This window comes from Bradyrhizobium dasycarpum (genome assembly GCF_042019905.1).
Lineage (GTDB): Bacteria > Pseudomonadota > Alphaproteobacteria > Rhizobiales > Xanthobacteraceae > Bradyrhizobium > Bradyrhizobium japonicum_B.
This window is the reverse complement of the sequence record NZ_CP169574.1, coordinates 6,680,474-6,702,130: the sequence shown is the minus strand read 5'-3', so window position 1 is coordinate 6,702,130 and position 21,657 is coordinate 6,680,474. Positions and strand designations below refer to the sequence as shown.

The following is a 21,657-nucleotide window of genomic DNA, read 5'->3' as shown; positions in this document are numbered from 1 at the left end:
TGGAATAGCGTTCTACAATATAGAACAGCCTTGGGAGGAGAGAATGGGTGAGCCCGCGGCTCTGCGCGCAATGCGCTCCGGCGATGCGAATGTTGGAACGTCGCCGACCGGCCGCCTCCGGGACCGCGGCGCCATCGGATCGAGCATCGCCGTCCGCGACGCGGTGAAAACCTACGGCAGCTTCCATGCCGTCGACCGCATCAGCATCGACATCGAGCCGGGCGAATTCATTACGCTGCTTGGCCCCTCCGGCAGCGGAAAGACCACGCTGCTCAACCTCGTCGCCGGATTCCAAAGCCTCGACAGCGGCGAGATCCTCGTCGACGGCAAGCCTGTCCACAACGTTCCGACGCACAAGCGCGGCTTCGGCATGGTGTTCCAGAGCTACGCGCTGTTTCCGAACATGACGGTCAGCCAGAACGTCGCGTTTCCACTTCGCATGGCCGGTGTCGATCGCGCGACTGCCGAGCGACGCGTCGCCGAAACGCTGGAGATCATGCGGCTGACGGAGCATGCGGCGAAGTCTCCTTCGCAGATGTCGGGCGGGCAGCAGCAGCGCGTCGCGATCGCCCGCGCGATCGTCAGGAGGCCCAAGGTCGTGCTGATGGACGAACCGCTCAGCGCCCTTGACCGGCGGCTGCGCGAGCAGATCCAGATCGAGATCCGCGACCTTCACCGGACCATCGGCAGCACGATCCTGTTCGTCACCCATGACCAGGGCGAAGCCCTGACGATGAGCGACCGCATCGCGGTACTCAACGCCGGCAAGATCGTTCAAATCGGCCGCCCGCTGGACATCTATCGGCACCCGATCGATCGCTTCGTCGCCTCGTTCGTCGGCGAGAGCAATCTGATCGAGGCTGAGATCTGCAGAAGCGCGGATCGACGCTGACGATGAAGAACCGTGCAGGATACGTGTTCAACGCCGAAAGCCGGGACACGATCGACGTCGGGCGCGCAACGGTGCTCGTGCGTCCGGAACGCATCGCCGTGTCGAACGAGCCGACCGCGAACTCCGCGCCCGTCAGCGTCACGTCTGCGATCTTCCTCGGCGAGATCCTGCGGATCGAGGCGCAAATGGAGGGTGGAGATCCGCTCCTGATCCGGTGCACCGACATGGCCGACCGGCCGTTGCCGAACGTCGGGGACCGTCTTCACGTGAGCTGGGGCGCCGCGGACTGTTGGGTGCTTGCATGACCTCGGCATCGATCAGCGCCCAGGCGGACCGTCCGGCGGATCTCGATCTCGTGAGGAGGTTGAAGGATCCGGCGCTGCTGCTCCTGCCTGCGCTCGCGTTTCTGGCGTTCATCTATCTCCTGCCCCTGATCGATCTCATCCGGATCAGCGTGAGCGGGCCGTCTTGGACGTCCTACTTCGAGCGGGTATTCGCGATACCGCTCTATTGGGATTCGCTTGTCCGCACGATGCAGATCTCGGTCACCGTCGCGTGCCTGTGCCTGCTGTTCGGATATCCGACGGCGCTGCTCATTCACCGCAGTCGCGGCGTTGCCCAGGCCCTGATCGCGACCGCGATCGTGCTGCCCTATTTCATCGCCATCCTGATCCGGACCTACGCCTGGATGGTCCTGCTCGGACGCAACGGCCCGGTCAACAAGATGCTGGTTTCGATCGGCATACTGAGCGAGCCCGTGCAGCTGCTCTTCAATCGCGGCACGGTGCTTCTCGGCATGACCGCGGTGCTTCTGCCGCTGATGGTGCTGACGATCTATTCCAGCGTGGCGCGGCTTGATCAAAGCCTGACCCGCGCGGCGCTGGCCAGCGGTGCCGGGCCCATTGCGGCGTTCTGGCGCGTGATGCTGCCACTGACCTTGCCCGGCATGGGCGCCGGCTTCCTGCTCGTCTTCGTCGCCGCGATCGGGTTCTTCATTACGCCGACCCTGCTCGGCGGACCCGGCGACCAGATGTTTGCCATGCATATCACCCAGCAGGCGGACTCGGTCACCTCGGAGGGCTTCCTGCAGGCGTTGGGTGTGGTGCTGTTGACGATCACATTGGCCGTGGTCGCGTTGGCCGGACGCTTCCTCGGATTCGAGTTCATCTGGGGCGGCCGCAAGCTGACGGAGGCTACACCGAGGACGATAGACCGCCACGCCGTCGATGCCGGCCGCCGCACTCTCGGCGCCTCGGCTGCCGACGCGATCGGTTGGCCGCTTCTGAGGCTGTTCGGGCGGCTGCCGGCGAGCTTCGGGACCTGGACAGTTCGCCTCATGGGCGGACTGGTCATCGCCATCCTCATCCTGCCGATCATCGTGGTGATGATCATTTCCTTCAGCAGCGCAAGCTATCTGACCTTCCCGCCGCCAGGCTTCTCGTTTCGCTGGTACGAGCAGTTCTTCTCCGATTCGAACTGGATGCGGGCGTTCTGGACGTCCTTGGTGGTCGCGGCGATGTCCGCCGGAATTGCGATCGTGCTGGGCGCGTCCGCCGCCCTCGGCATCGTCAGGAGCAGCATTCGCGGCAAATCTGCCATCATGCTGCTGCTCGTAAGTCCGATCATCGTCCCTCCGGTCGTGCTCGGCCTGTCGCTCTACAGCCTGTTCCTGCGTTTCGATATGGTCGGCTCCGTCTTCGGCCTTGCCGCGGCGCATGCGATCGGCGGCCTTCCCCTCGTCGTGGTGATCCTGTCCGCATCGCTTCAAGGCGTCGATACCAGGCTCGAACAGGCCGCCGCCGTCCATGGCGCATCGTCCCTGACGGTGTTCCGCCTGGTGACGCTGCCGGCCATCATGCCGGGCCTGGCTGCCGCGACATTCTTCGCCTTCCTGCATTCGTTCGACGAGCTGGTGCTGACGCTGTTCCTGTCGAGCGCGGAGCTGAAGACGCTCCCCTCATGCTGTGGGGTGACGTCAATTATCGGCTCAATCCGGTGCTGGCCGTGGTCTCGACGCTGGAGGTGCTGCTGGTGATCGCAGGGCTGGCCCTTGCACGACCGGTTCTCGCCACGTCGCGGAAGGCAACGTGACGCAGATCAAGTTTCAACTGGAGGAAGAGAAAATGCTGGGAATGAAACGCTTGCGACTATCGGCTTCCGTGCTGGCCTCGGCCCTGTTCGTCGCGATGGGAACGGGTCTGGCTCAAGCGCAGAGCAACGTCGTGATCATGCAGGATCCAGGCGGCGGTTATGGCGATGCATTGCGCAAGGTCATGTACGACCCCTTCGAGAAGGAGACCGGCATCAAGGTGGTCACCGTCCAGGAGGCCCGTAGCGGCCCGCGCATCAAGGCCCAGGCCGAAGCCGGCAAGGCGCAATGGGACCTGACGTTCATCTTCGACCAGGAGACCAAGCTGCTCGGCGATTGCTGTCTGGCCGACATCGACTATTCCAAGCTGTCCGACGCGGCGAAGCAGACGCTGGCGGCAATGCCGGACAATCTGAAGCGCAAGAAGGGCGTGGCGCTGCAGGTGATCGGGGTCGGCCTTGTCTACAACAAGGACAAGTACAAGGGCGAGAACGTACCGACCAGCTGGGCCGACTTCTGGGACGTGAAGAAGTTTCCCGGCCGGCGCTGCATGCCCGCCTGGCCGCGCTTCGTATTCGAAGCGGCGCTGATGGCCGATGGCGTGGAGAAGAGCAAGCTCTACCCGATCGACATGGAGCGGGCGCTGAAGAAGGTCAAGGAGATCAAGCCGCACATCGCCAAATGGTGGACGACGTCCGCACAGCCGCCGCAGCTCCTGCTCGATGGCGAGGCCGACATGTGCATGGCCTACACCGGCTCGATGAGCAAGCTCGCCCTGGAGGGCGCCCCGATCGAGCTGACCTTCAATCAAGGCTTCATCTACTACGACTTCTTCTCGATCCCCAAGGGGGCGCCGAACTATGATAACGCGCTCAAGCTGTTGTCCTGGCGGCTCGAGCCCAAGCGCGCGGCGCAGCTCACCTCGACCTTCCCGGTCGCCCTTCCCTCCCAGGTCGTGTTCGAGGCCGCGAACGACAAGAAGCTCGCGCGCTACTGGGCCAACAACCCGGACAACGTCTCGAAGGCGATCGAATGGAGCCCGGATTACTGGGGCGCGGCTTCGCCGGCCGGAAAATCCACCAATGAAGAGTACGGTCAGGAGAAGCTGAACGCCTTGCTGGCGCAATAGGCAGGCTGACCGGCCCCGATCCAAGGATCGGGGCCGGTCCCCACACGCTGGCTGTTGCGGATCGCGCGACCATGCTAGACGATGTGAAAGATCATTCTACTTTGGCTGGTGGATGGATAAGGCTTTTACCAAGGGGCTGCGTCTCCTGGAAGCACTTGCTCTGAGCGAGCAGCCCCGCGGGGTCACGGACCTCGCGAGCGAGCTGAAGCTCACCAAGAGCAACGTGCATCGGCTGCTGATGACATTGCAGTCCCAGGGCTATGTGCGCCAGATCCCGCCGCACAGCACCTACGAGCTCACGACCAAGATCTGGGCGCTCGGCAGCCACGTCATCCACCGGATGGATCTCATCAATGTCGCGCGACCGGCAATGACGAAGCTTGCCGAGATCACCGGCGAAACCATTCATCTGTCCGTGCTCGAGGATACCGACGTCGTCTACGTCGACAAGATCGAGAGCGCTCACCACATCCGCGCCCATACGAGCGTCGGCATGCGCGCCCCCGCTTTCACCATGGCGACAGGCAAGGCGATGCTCGCGCATATGCCTGATGACTATCTGGAACGATTCCGCCCGCATCTCAGGCGTTACACGGAAACGACGCGAACGACGATCGAGGAGCTGCGGGAGGACATCGAACTGGCGCGCGCGCAGGGCTATTCTTCCGTGCTGCACGGCGAATGGCGCGAGGGCATCGCGGCCTGCGCTTGCGCGATCCTCGGCCGTTCCGGCGAACTCGTCGGAGCGATCGGCATGTCGGGCCCCGACAGCCGCATCAAGCGCAAGCAGATCAAGGAGTATTCGGTCCACGTGATGGAGGCCGCCAGAACCATCGGGGCTGCGCTCGGCTATTCCAATAGGCTGGCATACACCACAGCAAGAGGCGATTCTCCGCCTCCGCATCAATCGCGACGCGCACCTTGATCTTGTCCGCCGCGACGTCTGCGGCAGTGCCGACAGAGCCTCCGTACGACCATTGGTACGATATCCATAGCGAGACCTTCGACGTTAGCACAGCACGAAGTCTAGTATCCAGGTATCTGTCGTCGAAGAATAGCGACATTGGATAGCTGGCGAGGATTTTCGGTGGCGTTGCCTCGGATGGCGAGTCCATCCCCGCTTCGATCAGAAGCACGCTTCGCTATCCATTCGCAGAAAGCCGATTGGCAAGCGCACAGCCCGCCGATCCCCCGCCGACGATCACATCGTCGCAATGCAGCTCATCCGTTCCGGTCCCGATACGTATGTGGCGGCGCGGCCAAAGGTGCAGCCGCGCCGATCGACCTCAGCGGAAGTTCCCCTTGGTCTCGGGGATCACGACGGCCCCGATGAGGTAGATCACGAACACGCCGACGGCGAAGAAGGCCAGCGACATCGGGATCTGCCCGGGGCTGCCGCTCACCAGCGAGACGAAGGTCGGCATCATGCCGCCGAGCGCAAAGCCGATGTTCCAGGACAGGCCCGTACCGCTGGCGCGAAGCGCCGTGGGAAAGCGTTCGTTCAGGAAGATCAGCACCGGCGCGTAGCCGGCATTGCCGATAAAGGCGATGGCGAACGCATACAACGTGATCTGCGTCGTGTCCTTGGTTGCGGCAAGGTTCAGATAGCATAGCGGCAACAGCACCGCCGCAAGGACGCCGATCAGCAAGAACGTCTTCTTGCGGCCGATGAGGTCGCTGAGCGCGCCGATCAGCACCGCGGCGAAGAATGCCGAGACGCTCGCACCCATCAGGATCAGCGAAGCGGTCTGGTTCGGGACCGCGTTGATCACCTTCAGAAAGCTCGGCAAATAACCGGAGGTCAGGTAGTAGCCGGCGCCGCCACCGAAGGTAATGAGCAGGTTGATCAGCAGGACGCCGCGATATTCACCGGAGAAGAGGTCCTTGACCGGGGCTTTCGAGACCTTTGCCTGCCTACTGCCCTGCTGGCGCTTGAGTTCCTTGAAGTACGGCGACTCCTCCAGATTCCTGAAGATGAACCAGCCCAGCAGAGAGCTCAGCAACCCCGAGAAGAACATGACACGCCAGCCCCAGACCGCGAAGGCGTCACCGGGGAAAATCCAGGACGTGACCAGGAAGACGAAGGACGCGAGCAATGCACCGATCCCGGCGCCGCCGCCGCCAACCAAGCCGGACATCGCGCCACGCCATTGCGGTGGGACCGATTCCGTACCGATCGTGTGGGTCGAGGCTACGACGCCGCCGACGAACACGCCTTGCACGAGACGCAGGATCAGAAAGATGATCGGCGCGATTACGCCGACCTGCGCAATGGTCGGCAGCAAGCCAAAAGCCGCGGTGCTGAGGCCGACGCCGACGATTGCGACCAGCATCGCCTGCTTGCGACCGTGCACGTCGGCATAGTGTCCGAACACCGCCGAGCCGAGCGGTCGCATCAACAGTGTGACGGCAAACGAACCGTAGACAGCGGCGAGCGACAGAGCCGCATTGCTCGACGGAAAGAACAGCGAGCCGATGACCGGCGCCACGTAGAGCAGAATGAACAAATCGAACAGATCGAGCGCCCATCCGAGCACCGATGCGATAACCGCGTTGATCATCTGCTTGTTATCGGCCGGTGCTTGCGCAGCCGCGACCGGCATATCCATCCCACTCATGTCGTCGTACCTCCCCCGTCTGATTGGCGCCGCGGCCCGCGCCATTGCGAACCGCAGCAGTTCGTGCGCGTCCCGTATCAACGGCCGACGAATTTCGGCGGCCGCTTGGCGTTGAAGGCCTCGACGCCTTCCTTGAAGTCCTCGGACTGCCGCAGGCGGCTGTAGCAGTGACCTTCAAGTTCGATGGCGATGGCGAGCGTCGAGTCCTCGGTGTCATTGAGGAGTTTCTTGGCGGTTCGTTGCGCCAGCGGCGAGAAGGTGCGGAGCTCATCGACCAGTCTGTCGGTCGCCTTTTCCAGCTCGGCGTCCGGCACGCATTCGGTAGCGATGCCCCACTCGTACGCTTGTTTGGCCGAGATCCGCTTGGAGCGCATCACGATGTCCTTGGTGCGGGTGATGCCGATCATCTTCTGCAGGCGCGCCGAGCCGCCCGAGCCCGGAATCTGGCCGAGCTTCTGCTCCGGCAGCGCGTATTGCGTCGTCTCGGAAGCGATACGGAAGTCGCAAGCCAGCGACAGCTCGAAGCCGACGCCGAAGCAATAGCCGCGATTGGCGACGATCACGGGTTTTGCGCAGCGTGCCGGGGCCGCGATGTTCCAGGCGAGCTTGGAGACGTGCTCGGGGCTCGCCTCCATGAAGCCGCCGATGTTGCCGCCACTGGAGAAGTGCTCGCCCTCGCCCCGGACCACGATCACGCGCACGCGCGGATCCTCGTCCAGCGTCTCGAAGGTCAGCCGCAGCTGGTCGCGCTGCGGCATCGCCACGACGTTGTAGGGCGGCCTCCCCAAGATGATGTCGGCGCGCTCATGCGCCTCATCGATCTCGACCTTGAATCCGTCGAGTTCTGCAAGCCGGGGATCGGTGAACGTATAGGCTGACGGCATTTGGGCTTCCCTCTGTTGATGGGTGATTTTCAGGTCGCGTCCGACGGCGGCAGACGCTCGGCCTCGTATTCTCCGGCGACGAGCAATCGTCGCAGCAGCTTACCGACCGGCGATTTCGGGATGGCATCAACGAAGACGTAGCGCCGCGGCCAGCTTGAAATTGGCGAGCCCCGAGGTGCGGCAGAACTGCTCCAGCTCACCTTCCGAGACGGCGCGATTGCGCTTGACGAAGGCAGCGACGATCTTGCCCCACTTCTCGTCGTCGATTCCGACCACCGCGACCTCGTCGACGGCGGGATGCAGCGACAGGCAGCTCTCGATCTCGACCGGCGAGACGTTCTCGCCACCCGTGATGATCATGTCGTCGACGCGACCGGTGACGAACAGATCGCCCGCGGGATCGACGAAGCCCGTATCGCCGGTGAAATACCAGCCGCCACGCAACGACTTGGCGTCGGCTTCCGGGCGACGCCAGTAGCCTTCGAACGCTTCGTCGCCGGCCAGCGTTGCGATGATCTCACCCTCCTCACCGACCGCGGCAAGCTCCGCAGCCGAACGCGCACCGATGCGCACGACCTTGACGTGCTGGTTCAGGCCCGCCTTGCCGGCCGAGCCGGGTTTCGCCGCGGCCTTCTGGTCGACCGTGAAGGTATAGATCTCCGAGCTGCCGTAATGGTTGACGAACAGCTCCGGCCTGAACGCCTCATTCAGCTTCCTGAGCAAGCCATCGGTCATCGACGCGCCGGCGAAGCCGAGCTTGCGTACGCTGGAGACGTTGGTCGCGGCGAAGTCTTCGTGATGGACGAGATCATGATAGAGCGTCGGCACCAGATAAAGGTTGGTAATCTCTTCTCTCTCGATGAGGGCCAGCGCCTGACGGCTGTCATAGCGCGGCAAGCAGATGAATGTGCCGCCGATCAGCGACATCGCCAGCAGCGAGCGGACCCCCATGGTGTGATAGAGCGGCATCACCCCGAGCGTGCGCTCGCCGCGGCCGTAAAGATTCTGCGCGACATGGGCGATCGCTGCGGCGCGCTCGACGCGATGCCGCCGCGGCACGCCCTTGGGCCGCGAGGTGGTGCCCGAGGTGTACAGCATGATCGACCAGGCGTCGGCGCCGACGCGCGGATCGGCCTCCGGCGCGGTCTCCTTGATGAGATCGGCAAAACAGGTCGCACCCGCTCCGGTATCAACAGACACGCGCAGCAGCCTGCCCGTTCACGCCGAGCCCCGCACCGCCTGCGCGGAGATGTCCTGATAGAACACTGCGCAGGCTTCGGCATTCTCGATGCAGTAGTCGAGTTCGTCGGCCTTGGAGCGCCAGTTAATCGGCGTGATGACGAGGCCGGCGAACTGGCAGGCCCAGTGCAGCGTCGCCGCTTCCCAGCGGTTCTGCAGCAGCGTGAGGACGTGATCACCGGGCTTGAGCCCCAGACGGCGGAAGGATGCCACGAGCGAAGAGATCTTGTCGTACCATTGCCGATAGGTCAGGCGGAGATCGCCGTCGACCAGGGCAATGACGTTTGGATCGCGCGCGGCGCTGGCCACGAAGCTGCTGGCGAGATCAAGCATCGGACGTCTCTTTTGGGGATGAAGCGAGCCGGGCGGCAGCCTCTAAGGCGGCGCGAATGATCGGGGTGTAACCGGTACAGCGACAAATATGTCCGCTGAGGAGATTGCGGATCTCCGCTTCGGTCGGTGCCGGATGTGAGGCGAGATAGTGGTCGAGCGATATCAAGATGCCCGCGGTGCAGAAGCCGCACTGGAGCGCGTGGTTGCGGCGAAACGCCTGCTGCAACACGCCGAGCCGGTCGGCCGATGGCGCGAGGCCTTCGACCGACTTCAGCTCGCAGCCGTCGACTTGCGCTGCCAGCGTCAGACAGGACCGGGTCAGCATGCCGTCGACGACGATGGTGCAGGCGCCGCAGACGCCGTGCTCGCAGCCGACATGGGTGCCGGTCGCACCCAGCTGGTGGCGCAGGAAATCAGAGAGCAGCGTGCGCGGCTCGGCCTCGCCCTCCACGGACCTGCCGTTGAGCGAGACGCGAATGGAATGGCGGCGATCCGCCTTGAGTCGGGTCATTGCAGCACCTCGCCGATCAAGTCCCGGCCGATCATGCGCACGAGGTCGCGGCGATACCGCGCGGTGGCGTGGACGTCGTCGCGGGCGCCGAGCTCATAGGCAAAGGCGTTGAGCGCATCGTCGAGTGCGCTACCCTCCAGCCGCGGCCAGTCGCGCGCGGTCGGCACGTCAGCAACGCCGCCAACGGTGAGGCGCACGCCGGATGACGTCTCCATCGCGGCACACGCGACGATGGCAAAATCGCCGTGACGGCGCGCAACCTCGCGGAAGGCGACGCGCGATCCGCTGACAGGCAGCGAAATGCCCTCGATCAACTCATCATCGGCACGGGCGGTCAGCATCATGCCGGCGAAGAAGTCCTTTGCAGCGACGCGGCGGCGGCGCTTGACGCTGCGCAGGAGCACCTCGCCACCGAGCGCAACAAGCGCCAGCGGCATCTCGGCGCTGGGATCGGCATGCGCCAGCGAGCCGCAGATCGTGCCCCGGCTCCGGGTCTGCATGTGCCCGACCCAGGGCAGCGCCAGTGCAACCAGCGGCAGCGCCTCGGCGAGATCAGGCCATGCGAGCAGGTCCGCCTGGCGAACTCCGGCGCCGATGACGACAGCATCGCCCTTGCGCTCGACCTGGCGAAGCTCCCTAATCCGCATGATGTCGATCAGCAGCTTTGGCTTGGCGAGGCGCATGTTTAGCATCGCCATCAGCGACTGGCCGCCGGCGAGGACGCGGGCATCGCCACCCTGCTGCGCGAGGCCTTCGAGGACATCGCTGACGGATTCGGCGCGGAGATAGTCGAATGCGGGCGGTTTCATCGGCGCGCCCCCAACAGGCTGGCCACCTTTGCCAGCAGCGCGAACAGCGAGAAGCCGCCGCCCTCGGCGCCACCACCGCCGGCTTTGCGGGCCAGTGCGGTGAAGAACTGGCCGATGATCACGCGCGTCGCGCCATCGAGCAGACGGCCGCCGATGCTCGCGACCTTGCCGCCGATGGCGGCGTCATAGCTGTAGGTCAGCTTGGTTCCGCCGTTGCCGTCGGTCGCGAGCGTGATGCGTCCTTCCGCGTTGCCGAAGCCGAGCGCACCGGTGGCGCTGCCGCGCAAGGTGACGGCGCGCGGCGGATCGAGATCGAGCAGCTCGACATCGGCGCGATAGCGTCCGGTGACGGGACCGATGCCGAGCGTGACGTCGGCGCGGAAATGCGTCTCGGTGACCCTGTCGACGCGCTGGCAGCCGGGAATGACCGATTGCAGCGTGGCGGGGTCGAGCAGCATGGCCCAGACCTGCTCGGGCGCGCCCTTCACCAAGGCCTGTCCCTCGCCGCGCAGCCGCCGGTCGCCTTCGCGCACGGGCACGACGGTCGCTCCGCCTACGGGCGGCGGCGGCTCCGCGCCGCGCACGAGCTCCGCCAGTCGCGCCGGCACCAGCGGCAGGGTGATATCGGCGACGCCGAGGGCATCCGCGACCGCATTGGCAAGGCACACCGGTGTCGACATGCAATTGCCTTCGCCGACGCCCTTGGCGCCGAGCGGCGTGAACGGCGACGGCGTCTGCATGTGGAAGATCTCGGGCTCGGGGACCTCTGTCGTGGTCGGCAGCAGGTAGTCGGCGAGCGTTCCCGTCAGGAAGCTGCCGTCCTCGGCGTAAGCGTATTCCTCGTAAAGGGCAGCGCCGAGCGCCTGGGCGAAGCCGCCGCGGATCTGGCCGTCGACCATGCCGGGATGCAGGATGGTACCGCAATCGTGCATGGTGACGTAGCGATCGATCCGCGTCTGGAGCGTGACGCGATCGACCTCGACGCCGCAGAAGTCGAAGATGAATCCGTGACAGAGCGAGGAGTTGATGCGGTCATCCTCGTCCGGCGGTGTCAGCTCCGGCGGCGTCCAGAACACGGTCTCGCGGATGGTCTGGCCGGCATCGTCGGGCAGCGAGCCCGGCGACCAGTGGCTGAGGGCTGCGACGCGCGAGAACGCGATCCGGTTCTCCGGGTTCTGTCTTGAGGCAACGAAGCCGTTCGCGAACACGATGTCCGCGGCCGCGACGTTGAGCTGGCTGGCGGCGATGCGGGCAAGACGGCCGGCGACGCGTTCCGCCGCCAGCTTCGCCGTGCCCGCCACGGCCGCGGCGAAGCGGCTGGCGTAATTGCCCGACGCGATCGACCAGGCATCCTTGGCGGTGTCGATCTCGGTGTTGACGCGGATGTCCTTGGGCTGAAGGCCGAACACGTCGGCCACGACCTGCGACAGCACGGTGCGATGGCCCTGCCCTTGCGGCACCGAGGCGACGTGGACCGTGACGCTGCCGACCGGATCGAGACCGACGGTCGCGGTCGCCTGCGCGCCGTTCTTGGAACCTGCCTTGCGGCGCTCAGCCGCCGTCAGCACGGTCGTGATGTAGCCCATGTTGGACACGCTGGGCTCGACCACCGCAGTGAAGCCGATGCCGTAAAGACGGCCCTCCGCCCGCGCCTCGTCGCGCTTTGCCTTCAGTTCAGCGAGTCTGCCCTGCTGCACCGCCCGCGCGACGGCTTCCTGGTAATTGCCGGAATCGAGCAGTGCGCCGGTCGCGGTCCGATATGGAAATGCGCCCGCATCGATCAGGTTGCGCTTGATAACATCGAGCGGGTCGAGCTTGAGGCCTGTTGCAATCCGCTGCACCAGACGTTCCAGCGCGAAATAGACTTGCGGTCCGCCAAAACCGCGATTGAGGCCGGTCGGCGTCTTGTTGGTGACAACGACGCGGTTGCGGACGCTGACGTGGCTTATGTCGTAGGCGCCGGTCAGGTTGCCGTGCATGCGATAGAGCGTCGCGGGCTCGGGCGCGCGCAAGTGAGCGCCGCAATCCTCGACCTGGTCCCAGTCGAGCGCGAGGATCTCTCCGTCGGCAGCGACCGCCGCCGACAACGTCGTCGCGCGGTTGGTCGCCGACACCGACGCGGTGAGATGTTCGAGCCGGTCCTCGATCCATTTGACCGGACGCTGCGTGACGCGCGCGGCAGCAGCGATCAACACGATGTATGGAAACACGCCCTGCTTGACGCCAAAGCTGCCGCCGGAATCCGGCGGCGTGCGCAGCCGCAGGCGATTGCCCTGTACTTTCAGCGCGCGGGCGATCACGGTGTGGATGCTGAACGGACCCTGAAAATTGGCCAGCACCTCATAGGCATCCTCGCCGGCATCGTGCGAGGCGACGACACCATAGGTCTCGATCGGCGTGCAGGAGTTACGGGGATAGCGAACGTCGATCGAGAAACGATGCGGCGCGTCCGCAAAGGCCTTCTCGGGGTCGCCATAGCGGAACGTGCGATCGCTGGCGAGGTTGCCGGGAAAGCCTTCATGCAGCACGGGCGCGCCAGGCGCGAGTGCGCCGAGCGGATCGACGATGGCGCCGCGCGGACGATACTCGACGTTGATGAGCTCCGCCGCATCCTCGGCGCGGGCGCGGTCGATCGCCACGATGACCGCAACGGGTTCGCCGACATAGCGCACGCGATCGATCGCGATCGGCCAGCACTCGACCGGCGCCTTCACGCCGACGACGAGGCTGTTGGTGATGGCCTTGATGTCACTGCCGATCAGAACCGCCGCAACACCAGCCAGGCTCCTGGCAGCTTCAACGTCGATGGAAAGGATGTCGGCATGCGCGTACGGCGAGCGCAAGATCGTCGCGTGCAGCGTGCCGGGCGGGACGCCGAGATCGTCGATGAAGCGGCCGCGGCCAGAGAGCAGCGCGGCGTCCTCGACGCGCTCGATCGAACGCCCGACCCACGGCTCAGCGCGACTTTCCGAATTTGCGGATTGAACCGCAGCCTGCACCATGTCCCGCCATACCTCCCGACGCGTTCTTTGACGCGACGGTGACGTTTGTCAGGACAGGGTTGCAGGGCCCATACCGCCCGCTCTCACGACTTACCAAATCGTCTCATTCGAGAGCGTGCGGCGCAATATCAGCCAGCAAGACGCGAGACGTTGCGAAACTCGCGCGGGCTGACGCCGGCATGATCGCGGAAGAACCGCGTGAAATGGGCGGGTTCCGGAAAGCCAAAACGCTCGCTGAGCTCGCCGAGCGGAGTGTCCTCACGCATAACCGCATCGAGCGCGCGCTCCATGCGGACAACGTTCAGATAGATCTTTGGCGGCACGCCGAGCGAGGTTTCGAACAGGCGGAAGAACTGCGCGCGCGAGAGCCCGGCACCCTTCACGAACTGATCGACATTGCCATAGGAGTCGTGCGTCCGCATCGCGTCCATCGCACGCCGGATGCGCCAGTCGCAGCTCACCGCGCTCATGCCGCGGATCGAGGTCGGGAAGCTGCGCCACTCAGTGAAGCGCTCGATCACAGCAATCATCAGGTCGGACAGCGTCTCCTCATGGGTCCGCACCGCGTCCGGATTCGCCATCATTTCAGCCGCCAGATGCAGCGTGAGCTGGCGGATGCGCGGTGACACCTCGCCCGAAGGCCGCTCGAAAAAGCCCGGCGCGCCGCTTGCGGCCCAGCCGGGGCGGAACTCCTTCAGCCATTCCGGCTCGATATAGAGCGCCAGGATGAGCGTGCGCGGACGATTGATGTCGTGCACGTAGGCGTGCGGCTTCCAGCCGTCGACGAGCACGGCGGCGCTATCCGTGAGCGGCGTGACCTGATCGCCGACCATGAACTGCGTGTCGGCGCCCTCGACCTTGAGCAGGACGTGGCAGTGATGGTGGGCGTGGCGGACCAGCGAACGGTCCATGTCGAGCAGAGCGACCCTGCCGAAAGCGCCATGAGCGATGCGCAGGGCCGTCGACATCAGTTCCTTCCTCCCAGCATTGCGCTGCAAAATGGTTGCTTGGTTGGCGCGGCACGATAAGCAGCACCCGCTTCATATTCCAACGACGCAAACCGACGCAAGTCGCTTGGAGGCGCCAACCGGCTCATGTCCGAGCCTCCGCAAGCAGCCGCGCGACCGCGGCGCTGGGGTCGGCCTGCAACGCGGTGGCGTGATCCACATTCTCCTCGCCCTTGATGCGGATGCGCTTGAAGGCAAGCTCCGGCGCGTTGACCGGCGCGGTCGCATCGAGGCCCATCTTGGCGCCGATGCCGTTGTCGGTGGTCGGATCGAGCTTCGAGCCGAGCGCGCCGGAGACCACCATAAGGTCACGATCGGCCTGGAAGCGCATCGCCACCGCCCGTTCGATCTTCTCCGACGAGGAGATGTCGACGGCGCGAACCCGGACCGACACATATTGACTTGTTATAACATTCAGGCAAATGTTCTAACTAATCGGATATATAAATCCGGATTTTAGGGAGGACAGCATGCCGTCATTCAAGCCGACGCGACGAACCCTACTCCAGACCGGAACCGCAGCCGCCGCGCTCGCGATGGTCGGGCCGGCCTTCCTGAGGCGCGCTGCCGCACAGGACGCCGACCTCGCGCCCTACAAATCCGCACAGATCGACTGGCAGCAGGTTTCCGGCGAGACCATCACGGTGGCCGTGATTCCTGCGAGCTATTTCGAAAACCTCATCGCGCTGACGCCGCAATTCAAGGCGTTGACCGGCATCGACATCCGCTTCGAAAAAATTCCCCCGGCGCAGATCCGGCAGAAGAGCGTCATCGACCTGACCTCGAAGACCGGCACCTACGCGACTCACGCAGCGGATCCCATGTATTACGCGCTCTACGCCGCGAACAAATGGGTCGAGCCGCTCGACACTTATCTCGCCGACAAGTCGCTGACCGACCCGGCATGGTTCAAGCTCGACGACATCATCCCGGCCTGGCGCAGCGCCAACGGCATCGACGGCAAGCTCTACGGCATGCCCTATGACGGCGAAGTCACCATTCAGGTCTATCGCAAGGACCTCTATGATGCCAAAGGCCTGAAGCCGGCCGACACGCTAGAGGCCTACATGTCCAACGCGGCGGCGTTGAACACGCCGAACGATCGCGTCTGGGGCGCGGCGCTGCGCGGCGTCGCGGGTGCCGGCCAGAACATGTACATCTATCCGTCGATCTTCCGCGAGTTCGGCGGCGATTGGATGAAGGGCGGCAAGCTCACCGTCAACGGTCCCGAGGCGGAGGCGGCGCTCGCTTGGTACGTCGACATCATGAAGAAGTACGCACCGACCGCGGCAGCCAACTGGAACTGGCCGGATATCGCTGATGCCTTCTCGCAAGGCACCGTCGCCAGCTACATCGACGCGCATTCGTCGGCTTCGGTCATCAACAATCCCGAAAAATCCAAGGTGATCGGCAAGGTCGGCTATGCCCGCTGGCCCAAGGGTCCCTCGGGCAAGCGCACGACGTCGATCTGGAACTGGGGCTTCCCGATCAATTCCGCGCTGCCGGAGAAGAAGCGCAAGGCGACCTGGCTGTTTATCCAGTGGGCCGCGAGTGCCGAGACCCAGGCGCGCACCGCGCACAAGTTCGCCGGGCCCACCAAACGCTCCGGCGTCAACCGCACCTCGGTGTGGAAGGACCCCGACTACATCAAGCTGATGAACGGCTTTGGCGAGAACTTCGTCGAGGCCACGATGGGCGCCCTGCAGGAGGATACCGACGTCGACTGGCGTCCGCGCGTGCCGCAATGGCCGGCGATCGGCGACACCATGGCCACCGCGATTCAGTCGGCCCTCTCCGGCCAGGCCACGATCAAGGCCGCACTGGACGATGCGCAGCGCCGCATCGAGCCGATGATGCGCGGCTGAGCCATGGCGACCACAGCGGTGACATCGGCCGGGATCGCGAGCGAGGAGCCTCGCAGCGATTTCGGCCGCGTGCTGGCGCAGCGCGAGCGCCGGTTTGCGGCAACCCTGCTTGCACCGGCGTTTCTTGCGCTGCTCGCCACGACGACGTTTCCGCTGCTCTTTCTGGTGTACACCAGCGCGTTCCGGATGGATCTGGCGATGCCGTTCACCAACGGCTTCGTCGGATTCGAGAATTATCAGGTGCTGCTCTCCGACGAGCGCTTCTGGACCTCGCTGCTGGTGAGCCTCGTCTATACCGGCTCGACGGTCGTGCTGCAGGTCATCATCGGGCTGGCGCTTGCCCTGCTCGTCATGGACATGAAGCGCGGCCAAGGCTGGTTCAGGGTCATCGCCATCTTGCCCGTGGTGCTGTCGCCGGCCGTGGTCGGCATGATCTGGCGCACCTTCATGCTGGCACCGGAATTCGGCATCGTCGACTTCCTCGCCATCAATGCCGGGCTCGGCAGCAAGAACTGGCTCGGCGATCCCACGCTGGCGATGGTCTCGGTGATCGCGATCCACACCTGGCAGTGGACACCGTTCGCGTTCATGGTGCTCCTGGCCTCGCTCGCCTCACTGCCTGAGGATATCTACGAAGCGGCGCGGCTCGATCGCGCCTCCGCCTGGCAACGCTTTCGCCGCATCACCCTGCCCTTGCTGCGCCCGGCGATCGTCATGGTCATCATCATGCGGACCATGGTGGCGTTGACCGCGTTCGCGGCGATTTTCACTGTCACGGCCGGTGGCCCCGGCACCGCGACCGAGATTCTCAACCTCTATGCCTACCGGAAATCCTTCACCGAGTTGTCGATCGGCTACGGCTCGGCGCTCGCGGTCGCGCTGCTGATCGTGACCATCATGATCTCCGGCATCCTGTTCGCGATGCGGAGGGCGAAATGACCGCAAAGCGCCTCCGCATCATTGCCCTGCTCGCGATCTCCACGATCTTCCTGCTCGCCTGGGCGTTTCCGATCGTCTGGAGCGTGCTGAACTCGCTCAAGACCGATTCCGACGTACTGGCCTATCCGCCCAAGCTGGTGTTCGCGCCGACGCTGGAAGCCTATCGCGACGTGCTGTTCGGCTCAGGATCGATCCTGCCGAACCTGCTCTCCAGCGTCATCATCTCGGTCGGAACCACCATCGTCACCATGCTGATGGCGGTGCCGGCGGCCTACGCGCTGGCGCGCCTGCGCTTTCGCGGCAAGAAGTTCGCGGGCTTCTACGTCCTAGCCACGCAGATGCTGCCCCCGGTCGGCATCATCATCCCCTACTTCCTGGTGCTCCGGAACATCGGCTGGATCGATACCTATCAGGGCATCATCCTGATCTATCTGTCGTTCTCCCTGCCCTTCGCGATCTGGCTGCTGGTCTCCTATTTCGAGGACATTCCCTTCGAGATGGAGGAAGCCGCCTATCTCGACGGCGCCAGCCGACTGAAGACCTTGTGGCGGATCATCATTCCGCAGGTCCGTGGCGGCATCGCCGTAACGATCGTGTTCGTGTTCCTCAATGCGTGGAACGAATTCCTGTTCGCCGTCGTGCTCAGCGGCAACACAGTGCGGCCGGTCACGGTCGCCATGTTCAATTTCGTCTCCGTCGAACAGACCCTGTGGGCGAAGCTCGCTGCGGTGTCAGTCCTTGCCATGCTTCCCGTCGTCGTTCTCGGCGTGGTCGCGCAGAAGCATATCGTGAAGGGGTTGACGGTCGGTGCAGTCAAGGGCGGAGGGCGCCGATGAGCGGTCAGGGTCAAGTCAGTTTTCGCAACATCGTCAAGCTGCACGGCCAGTTTGCCGCATTGAAGAACGTGAATTTCGACATCAAGCCGGGGGAATTCTTCGCCCTGCTCGGCCCGTCGGGCTCGGGCAAGAGCACAACGCTGCGTATCCTGGCCGGCCTCGACGCGCCGACCACGGGCCGCGTGCTGATCGACGACAAGGACGTCACGTCCACCGACGCGCGCGACCGCGACATTGCCATGGTGTTCCAGAGCTACGCGCTCTACCCCCATATGACGGTAGCCGAGAACATCGCCTTTCCGCTTGAGATGGCCAAGCTGCCGAAATCAGAGATCGCGCCCGCCGTGAAAGACGCGGCGCGCAAGGTGAAGATCGATCATTTGCTCGACCGCAAGCCGGGCCAGCTCTCGGGCGGTCAGCAGCAGCGCTGCGCGCTCGCCCGCGCCATCGTGCGCAAGGCACGCCTGTTCCTGCTCGACGAACCGCTGTCGAACCTCGACGCAAAGTTGCGGCTGGAAACGCGCGCCGAGCTGAAGAAGCTGCAGCGCTCGCTCGGCGTCACTGCCGTCTACGTCACTCACGACCAGGAAGAGGCCATGACGCTCGCCGACCGCATGGCGGTGTTCATGTCGGGCGAGATCCAGCAGGTCGGCACGCCGGCCGAGGTGTTCGCCCGCCCGAACTCGATCGACATTGCCGGTTTCATCGGCAATCCCCCGATGAACCTCGTCCCCGCCCGGTACGTGGATGGCGACGTCATCATCGCAGGCCATCGCCTGAAGACAACGACCACGATCGCGGGCGAGCGCGACGTGGTGGTCGGCCTTCGGCCCGGCGCCCTGCGCAGGGCGGAAGGTGGACTCGACGCGCGCGTCGATCTGATCGAGGATCTCGGCGATACCGCCGTACTCGATCTCGACTGCGCCGGCACCATGATCCGCATGCGCGTCGCCGACGGAAACATTCCCGGCGAAGGCGACACGATCTCGATTACGGCCCGTCCGCAAGACATTCACCTGTTCGATCCAGCAACACGCATGCGGCTCTGACACCATGGCTGTTCAAACGCGCAAGAAGAAGCCCGTACCGCTCGGCAACGATGCGGTTCCGGAGGGCTCGACGCCCCTGCATATCAAGATCCGCGAATCCATTCGCAGGCAGGTCCGCGACGGCAAGTTGATCGACGGCACCGGCCGCCTGATGACCGAGGCCGAGCTCGGCCGTCATTTCGGTGTCAGCCGCATCACCATCCGCAACGCCATCGCGCCCCTCGTGAACGAAGGCATGTTCGACCGCTCGCGTGGCCGCGGTACCTTCCTGCGATCGAACCAGCCTGAGAACTGGGTCGGCCGTCTCATGGGCTTCTCGGAAACCATCCGCGACGCCGGCTACCAGGCCGGCGCCAAGATCCTGCAGCAGGGCATGACCAACCGGCACGACGCCGCTGTTCGCGAGCAGCTGCGCGAACGCGCCGTCTGGCAGCTTCGGCGCTTGCGTCTCGCGGACGACACGCCGATCGCCATCGAGCACGCCTTCTATCCCCCGGATATCGGACTCGAGCCTCGAGAAGCGCGACCTGGTCTCGATCATCATGTACCGCGTCTTCGAGGACGAGCTTGGCCTCGCCATCAAGGACGCTCAGCAGACCATCAGCGCCGACCTCGCCGACGCCGGCAGCGCCAAGCTGCTGGGGGTGAAGGTCGGCTCGCCCTGCTCTCCATCGAGCGCGTCACCTTCGGCAAGGACGGACGGGCTCTCGAGCTGCTGCGCGCCGTGTACCTGCCGAAATATTTCCGCCTCAGCATCAGCCTGACGCGCCGCCACTAGCAACGCCACACGTCAAGAACGAGGACACAAACATGCCGAATGGCGCAAAGACCCCCGATAGCCCCAACATCCTGCTCATCCTCAACGACGACATGGGCTTTTCGGACATCGGCTGTTACGGCGGCGAGATCCAGACACCGAACCTCGACCGCCTCGCGGCCAATGGCTTGCGCTATTCGCAGTTCTACAACACCGCCCGCTGCAGCCCTTCACGCGCCTCGCTGCTCACCGGCTTGCATCCGCACCAGACCGGCATCGGCATCCTCACCTACAGCAACGGCCCCGAGGGCTACGCTGGCAATCTGAACAAGAGCTGCGTGACGATCGCCGAGGCGCTGAAGAGCAAGAACTACACGTCCTATCTCAGCGGCAAATGGCACATTGCCAGCAGCCTGACGGAACCGACCGACGCATGGCCGATCCAGCGTGGCTTCGACCATTTCTACGGCACCATCATCGGGGCCGGCAGCTTTTACCATCCCAACACGCTCACCCGCGGCAACGACAATATCGAGCACGAGGCGGAGAAGGATCCGTCGTTTTTCTACACCGACGCGATCAGCGATCAGGCCGCCGCGTTCATCCGCCAGCACAAGGCGCAGAAGCCCAACGCGCCGTTCTTCCAGTACGTCGCCTACACGGCGCCGCACTGGCCGCTCCATGCCCATGACGAGGATATCGCCAAGTACAAGGGCCGCTTCGATGCGGGCTGGGACAGGCTGCGCGAGGAGCGCCTCAAGCGCCTCGTCGACGACGGCATCATCCATCCGAACTGGCGCCTGACCGACCGCGATCCGACCCAGCCGCCGTGGACCGACGCCGAGCAGCGCGAATGGACACTGCGCTGCATGGAGGTCTATGCAGCCCAGATCGACCGCATGGACCAGGGCATCGGCCGGATCCTGAAGGCGCTGGAAGAGACCGGCCAGATGGACAACACGCTGATCATCTTTCTCTCCGACAACGGCGCCTGCGCCGAGGACATTCCGGAAGGCGTCACGGCAAAGGAGCTGGTCGACCAGCTCATGATCGCCCAGGCCAAGACACGCGACGGCAGGCCGGTGCGTTTCGGGAATGACCCGACCCTGATGCCCGGCGCCGAGGACACCTACCAAAGCTACGGCATCGCCTGGGCCAACCTATCCAACACGCCATTCCGTCTCTACAAGCACTGGATCCACGAGGGCGGCATCGCGACCCCGTTCATCGTACATTGGCCGCGCGGCATCTCCGAAAAGGGCGGCCTGCGGCACAATCCGAGCCAGCTCACCGACGTGATGGCGACTATTCTCGACGTCACCGGCGCCACCTATCCCAAGGAGTACAACGGCAACGCCATCCTGCCCTGCGAGGGCGAGAGCCTCGTGCCTTCATTCGCATCGGCCTATGGCAACCGCGGCCCGCTGTTCTGGGAGCACGAGGGCAATGCGGCCGTGCGTGTCGGCAAGTGGAAGCTCGTCCGGAAGTATCCCGGCCCCTGGGAGCTCTACGACATGGAGACCGACCGTACCGAGATGAACGATCTCGCCGCGCAGCAACCCGATCGCGTACGCGAGATGGCGGCACAGTATCAGCAATGGGCCAGTCGCTGCGGCGTGATCCCGCGCGAGAAGATTCTGGAGTTGATGAAGGCGGAAGGCGGCACCGCTTTCTGGGAAGAAGAGAAGCAGAACTAGG

At 64.5% G+C, this 21,657-nt stretch carries 15 protein-coding genes and 4 pseudogenes; 11 read left to right on the top strand and 8 right to left on the bottom strand.

What is annotated here, in order from left to right:
• The first annotated feature begins 43 nt into the window (after positions 1-43).
• From ACETMP_RS31940 to ACETMP_RS31925, 4 genes and pseudogenes are all read left to right on the top strand, one after another.
• Positions 44-1,197: pseudogene (locus tag ACETMP_RS31940) on the top strand (ABC transporter ATP-binding protein).
• The gene (locus tag ACETMP_RS31935) at positions 1,194-2,927 is read left to right on the top strand and encodes an ABC transporter permease subunit (RefSeq protein WP_375159243.1); all 1,734 of its coding nucleotides are present in this window, start codon (positions 1,194-1,196) and stop codon (positions 2,925-2,927) included. The pseudogene ACETMP_RS31940 and the gene ACETMP_RS31935 overlap by 4 nt, the downstream one beginning before the upstream one ends.
• An 88-nt stretch (positions 2,928-3,015) precedes the next feature.
• Positions 3,016-4,110: an extracellular solute-binding protein gene (locus tag ACETMP_RS31930; RefSeq protein ID WP_375159242.1), complete on the top strand. Its 1,095-nt coding sequence runs from the start codon at positions 3,016-3,018 to the stop codon at positions 4,108-4,110.
• Positions 4,111-4,222: 112 nt separating this feature from the next.
• Positions 4,223-5,035 carry an IclR family transcriptional regulator gene (locus tag ACETMP_RS31925; RefSeq protein ID WP_028137862.1) on the top strand — a complete coding sequence of 271 codons (813 nt, stop codon included), beginning with the start codon at positions 4,223-4,225 and terminating at the stop codon, positions 5,033-5,035.
• Positions 5,036-5,396: 361 nt separating this feature from the next.
• Here the strand turns inward: ACETMP_RS31925 and ACETMP_RS31920 are convergent, their stop codons facing one another.
• The 8 genes and pseudogenes from ACETMP_RS31920 to ACETMP_RS31885 all read right to left on the bottom strand — a co-directional run.
• Positions 5,397-6,728, bottom strand: a complete 1,332-nt coding sequence (locus ACETMP_RS31920; protein ID WP_375159241.1) for an MFS transporter — start codon at positions 6,726-6,728, stop codon at positions 5,397-5,399.
• 77 nt (positions 6,729-6,805) lie between these two features.
• On the bottom strand, positions 6,806-7,612 hold the full coding sequence (locus tag ACETMP_RS31915; protein WP_375159240.1) for an enoyl-CoA hydratase/isomerase family protein: 807 nt from the start codon (positions 7,610-7,612) through the stop codon (positions 6,806-6,808).
• Positions 7,613-7,641: 29 nt separating this feature from the next.
• A pseudogene (locus tag ACETMP_RS31910) lies at positions 7,642-9,184 on the bottom strand (AMP-binding protein).
• Positions 9,177-9,695, bottom strand: coding sequence for a (2Fe-2S)-binding protein (locus ACETMP_RS31905; protein WP_375159239.1), 519 nt, complete (start codon positions 9,693-9,695; stop codon positions 9,177-9,179). Before ACETMP_RS31905 ends, ACETMP_RS31910 begins: the two are co-directional and overlap by 8 nt.
• Complete coding sequence (locus tag ACETMP_RS31900; RefSeq protein WP_375159238.1) at positions 9,692-10,504, bottom strand: FAD binding domain-containing protein; 813 nt, start codon at positions 10,502-10,504, stop codon at positions 9,692-9,694. Before ACETMP_RS31900 ends, ACETMP_RS31905 begins: the two co-directional genes overlap by 4 nt.
• Positions 10,501-13,506 carry a molybdopterin cofactor-binding domain-containing protein gene (locus ACETMP_RS31895; protein WP_375159237.1) on the bottom strand — a complete coding sequence of 1,002 codons (3,006 nt, stop codon included), beginning with the start codon at positions 13,504-13,506 and terminating at the stop codon, positions 10,501-10,503. The genes ACETMP_RS31900 and ACETMP_RS31895 overlap by 4 nt, the downstream gene beginning before the upstream one ends.
• A 128-nt stretch (positions 13,507-13,634) precedes the next feature.
• Positions 13,635-14,474, bottom strand: coding sequence for a helix-turn-helix transcriptional regulator (locus ACETMP_RS31890; RefSeq protein ID WP_375159236.1), 840 nt, complete (start codon positions 14,472-14,474; stop codon positions 13,635-13,637).
• A 124-nt stretch (positions 14,475-14,598) separates the two neighbouring features.
• Positions 14,599-14,886: pseudogene (locus ACETMP_RS31885) on the bottom strand (UbiD family decarboxylase); the annotation flags it as partial.
• Positions 14,887-14,983: 97 nt separating this feature from the next.
• Between ACETMP_RS31885 and ACETMP_RS31880 the strand changes: the two are divergent.
• The 7 genes and pseudogenes from ACETMP_RS31880 to ACETMP_RS31850 all read left to right on the top strand — a co-directional run bounded on the left by ACETMP_RS31880 (position 14,984) and on the right by ACETMP_RS31850 (position 21,656).
• Complete coding sequence (locus ACETMP_RS31880; protein ID WP_375159235.1) at positions 14,984-16,378, top strand: ABC transporter substrate-binding protein; 1,395 nt, start codon at positions 14,984-14,986, stop codon at positions 16,376-16,378.
• A gap of 3 nt (positions 16,379-16,381) precedes the next feature.
• A complete protein-coding gene (locus ACETMP_RS31875; protein WP_375159234.1) occupies positions 16,382-17,317 on the top strand; it encodes a carbohydrate ABC transporter permease in 936 nt (311 codons plus the stop codon).
• Positions 17,314-18,153, top strand: coding sequence for a carbohydrate ABC transporter permease (locus tag ACETMP_RS31870; RefSeq protein ID WP_375159233.1), 840 nt, complete (start codon positions 17,314-17,316; stop codon positions 18,151-18,153). Before ACETMP_RS31875 ends, ACETMP_RS31870 begins: the two co-directional genes overlap by 4 nt.
• Positions 18,150-19,202, top strand: a complete 1,053-nt coding sequence (locus ACETMP_RS31865; RefSeq protein WP_375159232.1) for an ABC transporter ATP-binding protein — start codon at positions 18,150-18,152, stop codon at positions 19,200-19,202. Before ACETMP_RS31870 ends, ACETMP_RS31865 begins: the two co-directional genes overlap by 4 nt.
• A gap of 4 nt (positions 19,203-19,206) precedes the next feature.
• Positions 19,207-19,695 (top strand): annotated as a pseudogene (locus ACETMP_RS31860) (GntR family transcriptional regulator); the annotation flags it as partial.
• 49 nt (positions 19,696-19,744) lie between these two features.
• Entirely contained in the window at positions 19,745-19,966 is a 222-nt protein-coding gene (locus tag ACETMP_RS31855; protein ID WP_375162038.1) for a UTRA domain-containing protein, read from the top strand.
• Between the two features lie 46 nt (positions 19,967-20,012).
• Complete coding sequence (locus tag ACETMP_RS31850) at positions 20,013-21,656, top strand: arylsulfatase (protein WP_375159231.1); 1,644 nt, start codon at positions 20,013-20,015, stop codon at positions 21,654-21,656.
• The last annotated feature ends 1 nt before the right edge of the window (position 21,657 follow it).

Excerpts from the sequence above, each read along its gene's own strand:
- ACETMP_RS31875 (WP_375159234.1), top strand. The coding sequence starts at position 16,382 with ATGGCGACCACAGCGGTGACATCGGCCGGGATCGCGAGCGAGGAGCCT.
- ACETMP_RS31895 (WP_375159237.1), bottom strand. The coding sequence starts at position 13,506 with ATGGTGCAGGCTGCGGTTCAATCCGCAAATTCGGAAAGTCGCGCTGAG.
- ACETMP_RS31900 (WP_375159238.1), bottom strand. The coding sequence starts at position 10,504 with ATGAAACCGCCCGCATTCGACTATCTCCGCGCCGAATCCGTCAGCGAT.
- ACETMP_RS31890 (WP_375159236.1), bottom strand. The coding sequence starts at position 14,474 with ATGTCGACGGCCCTGCGCATCGCTCATGGCGCTTTCGGCAGGGTCGCT.
- ACETMP_RS31865 (WP_375159232.1), top strand. The coding sequence starts at position 18,150 with ATGAGCGGTCAGGGTCAAGTCAGTTTTCGCAACATCGTCAAGCTGCAC.
- ACETMP_RS31905 (WP_375159239.1), bottom strand. The coding sequence starts at position 9,695 with ATGACCCGACTCAAGGCGGATCGCCGCCATTCCATTCGCGTCTCGCTC.
- ACETMP_RS31920 (WP_375159241.1), bottom strand. The coding sequence starts at position 6,728 with ATGAGTGGGATGGATATGCCGGTCGCGGCTGCGCAAGCACCGGCCGAT.
- ACETMP_RS31935 (WP_375159243.1), top strand. The coding sequence starts at position 1,194 with ATGACCTCGGCATCGATCAGCGCCCAGGCGGACCGTCCGGCGGATCTC.
- ACETMP_RS31850 (WP_375159231.1), top strand. The coding sequence starts at position 20,013 with ATGCCGAATGGCGCAAAGACCCCCGATAGCCCCAACATCCTGCTCATC.
- ACETMP_RS31855 (WP_375162038.1), top strand. The coding sequence starts at position 19,745 with ATGTACCGCGTCTTCGAGGACGAGCTTGGCCTCGCCATCAAGGACGCT.
- ACETMP_RS31925 (WP_028137862.1), top strand. The coding sequence starts at position 4,223 with ATGGATAAGGCTTTTACCAAGGGGCTGCGTCTCCTGGAAGCACTTGCT.
- ACETMP_RS31870 (WP_375159233.1), top strand. The coding sequence starts at position 17,314 with ATGACCGCAAAGCGCCTCCGCATCATTGCCCTGCTCGCGATCTCCACG.
- ACETMP_RS31930 (WP_375159242.1), top strand. The coding sequence starts at position 3,016 with ATGCTGGGAATGAAACGCTTGCGACTATCGGCTTCCGTGCTGGCCTCG.
- ACETMP_RS31915 (WP_375159240.1), bottom strand. The coding sequence starts at position 7,612 with ATGCCGTCAGCCTATACGTTCACCGATCCCCGGCTTGCAGAACTCGAC.
- ACETMP_RS31880 (WP_375159235.1), top strand. The coding sequence starts at position 14,984 with ATGCCGTCATTCAAGCCGACGCGACGAACCCTACTCCAGACCGGAACC.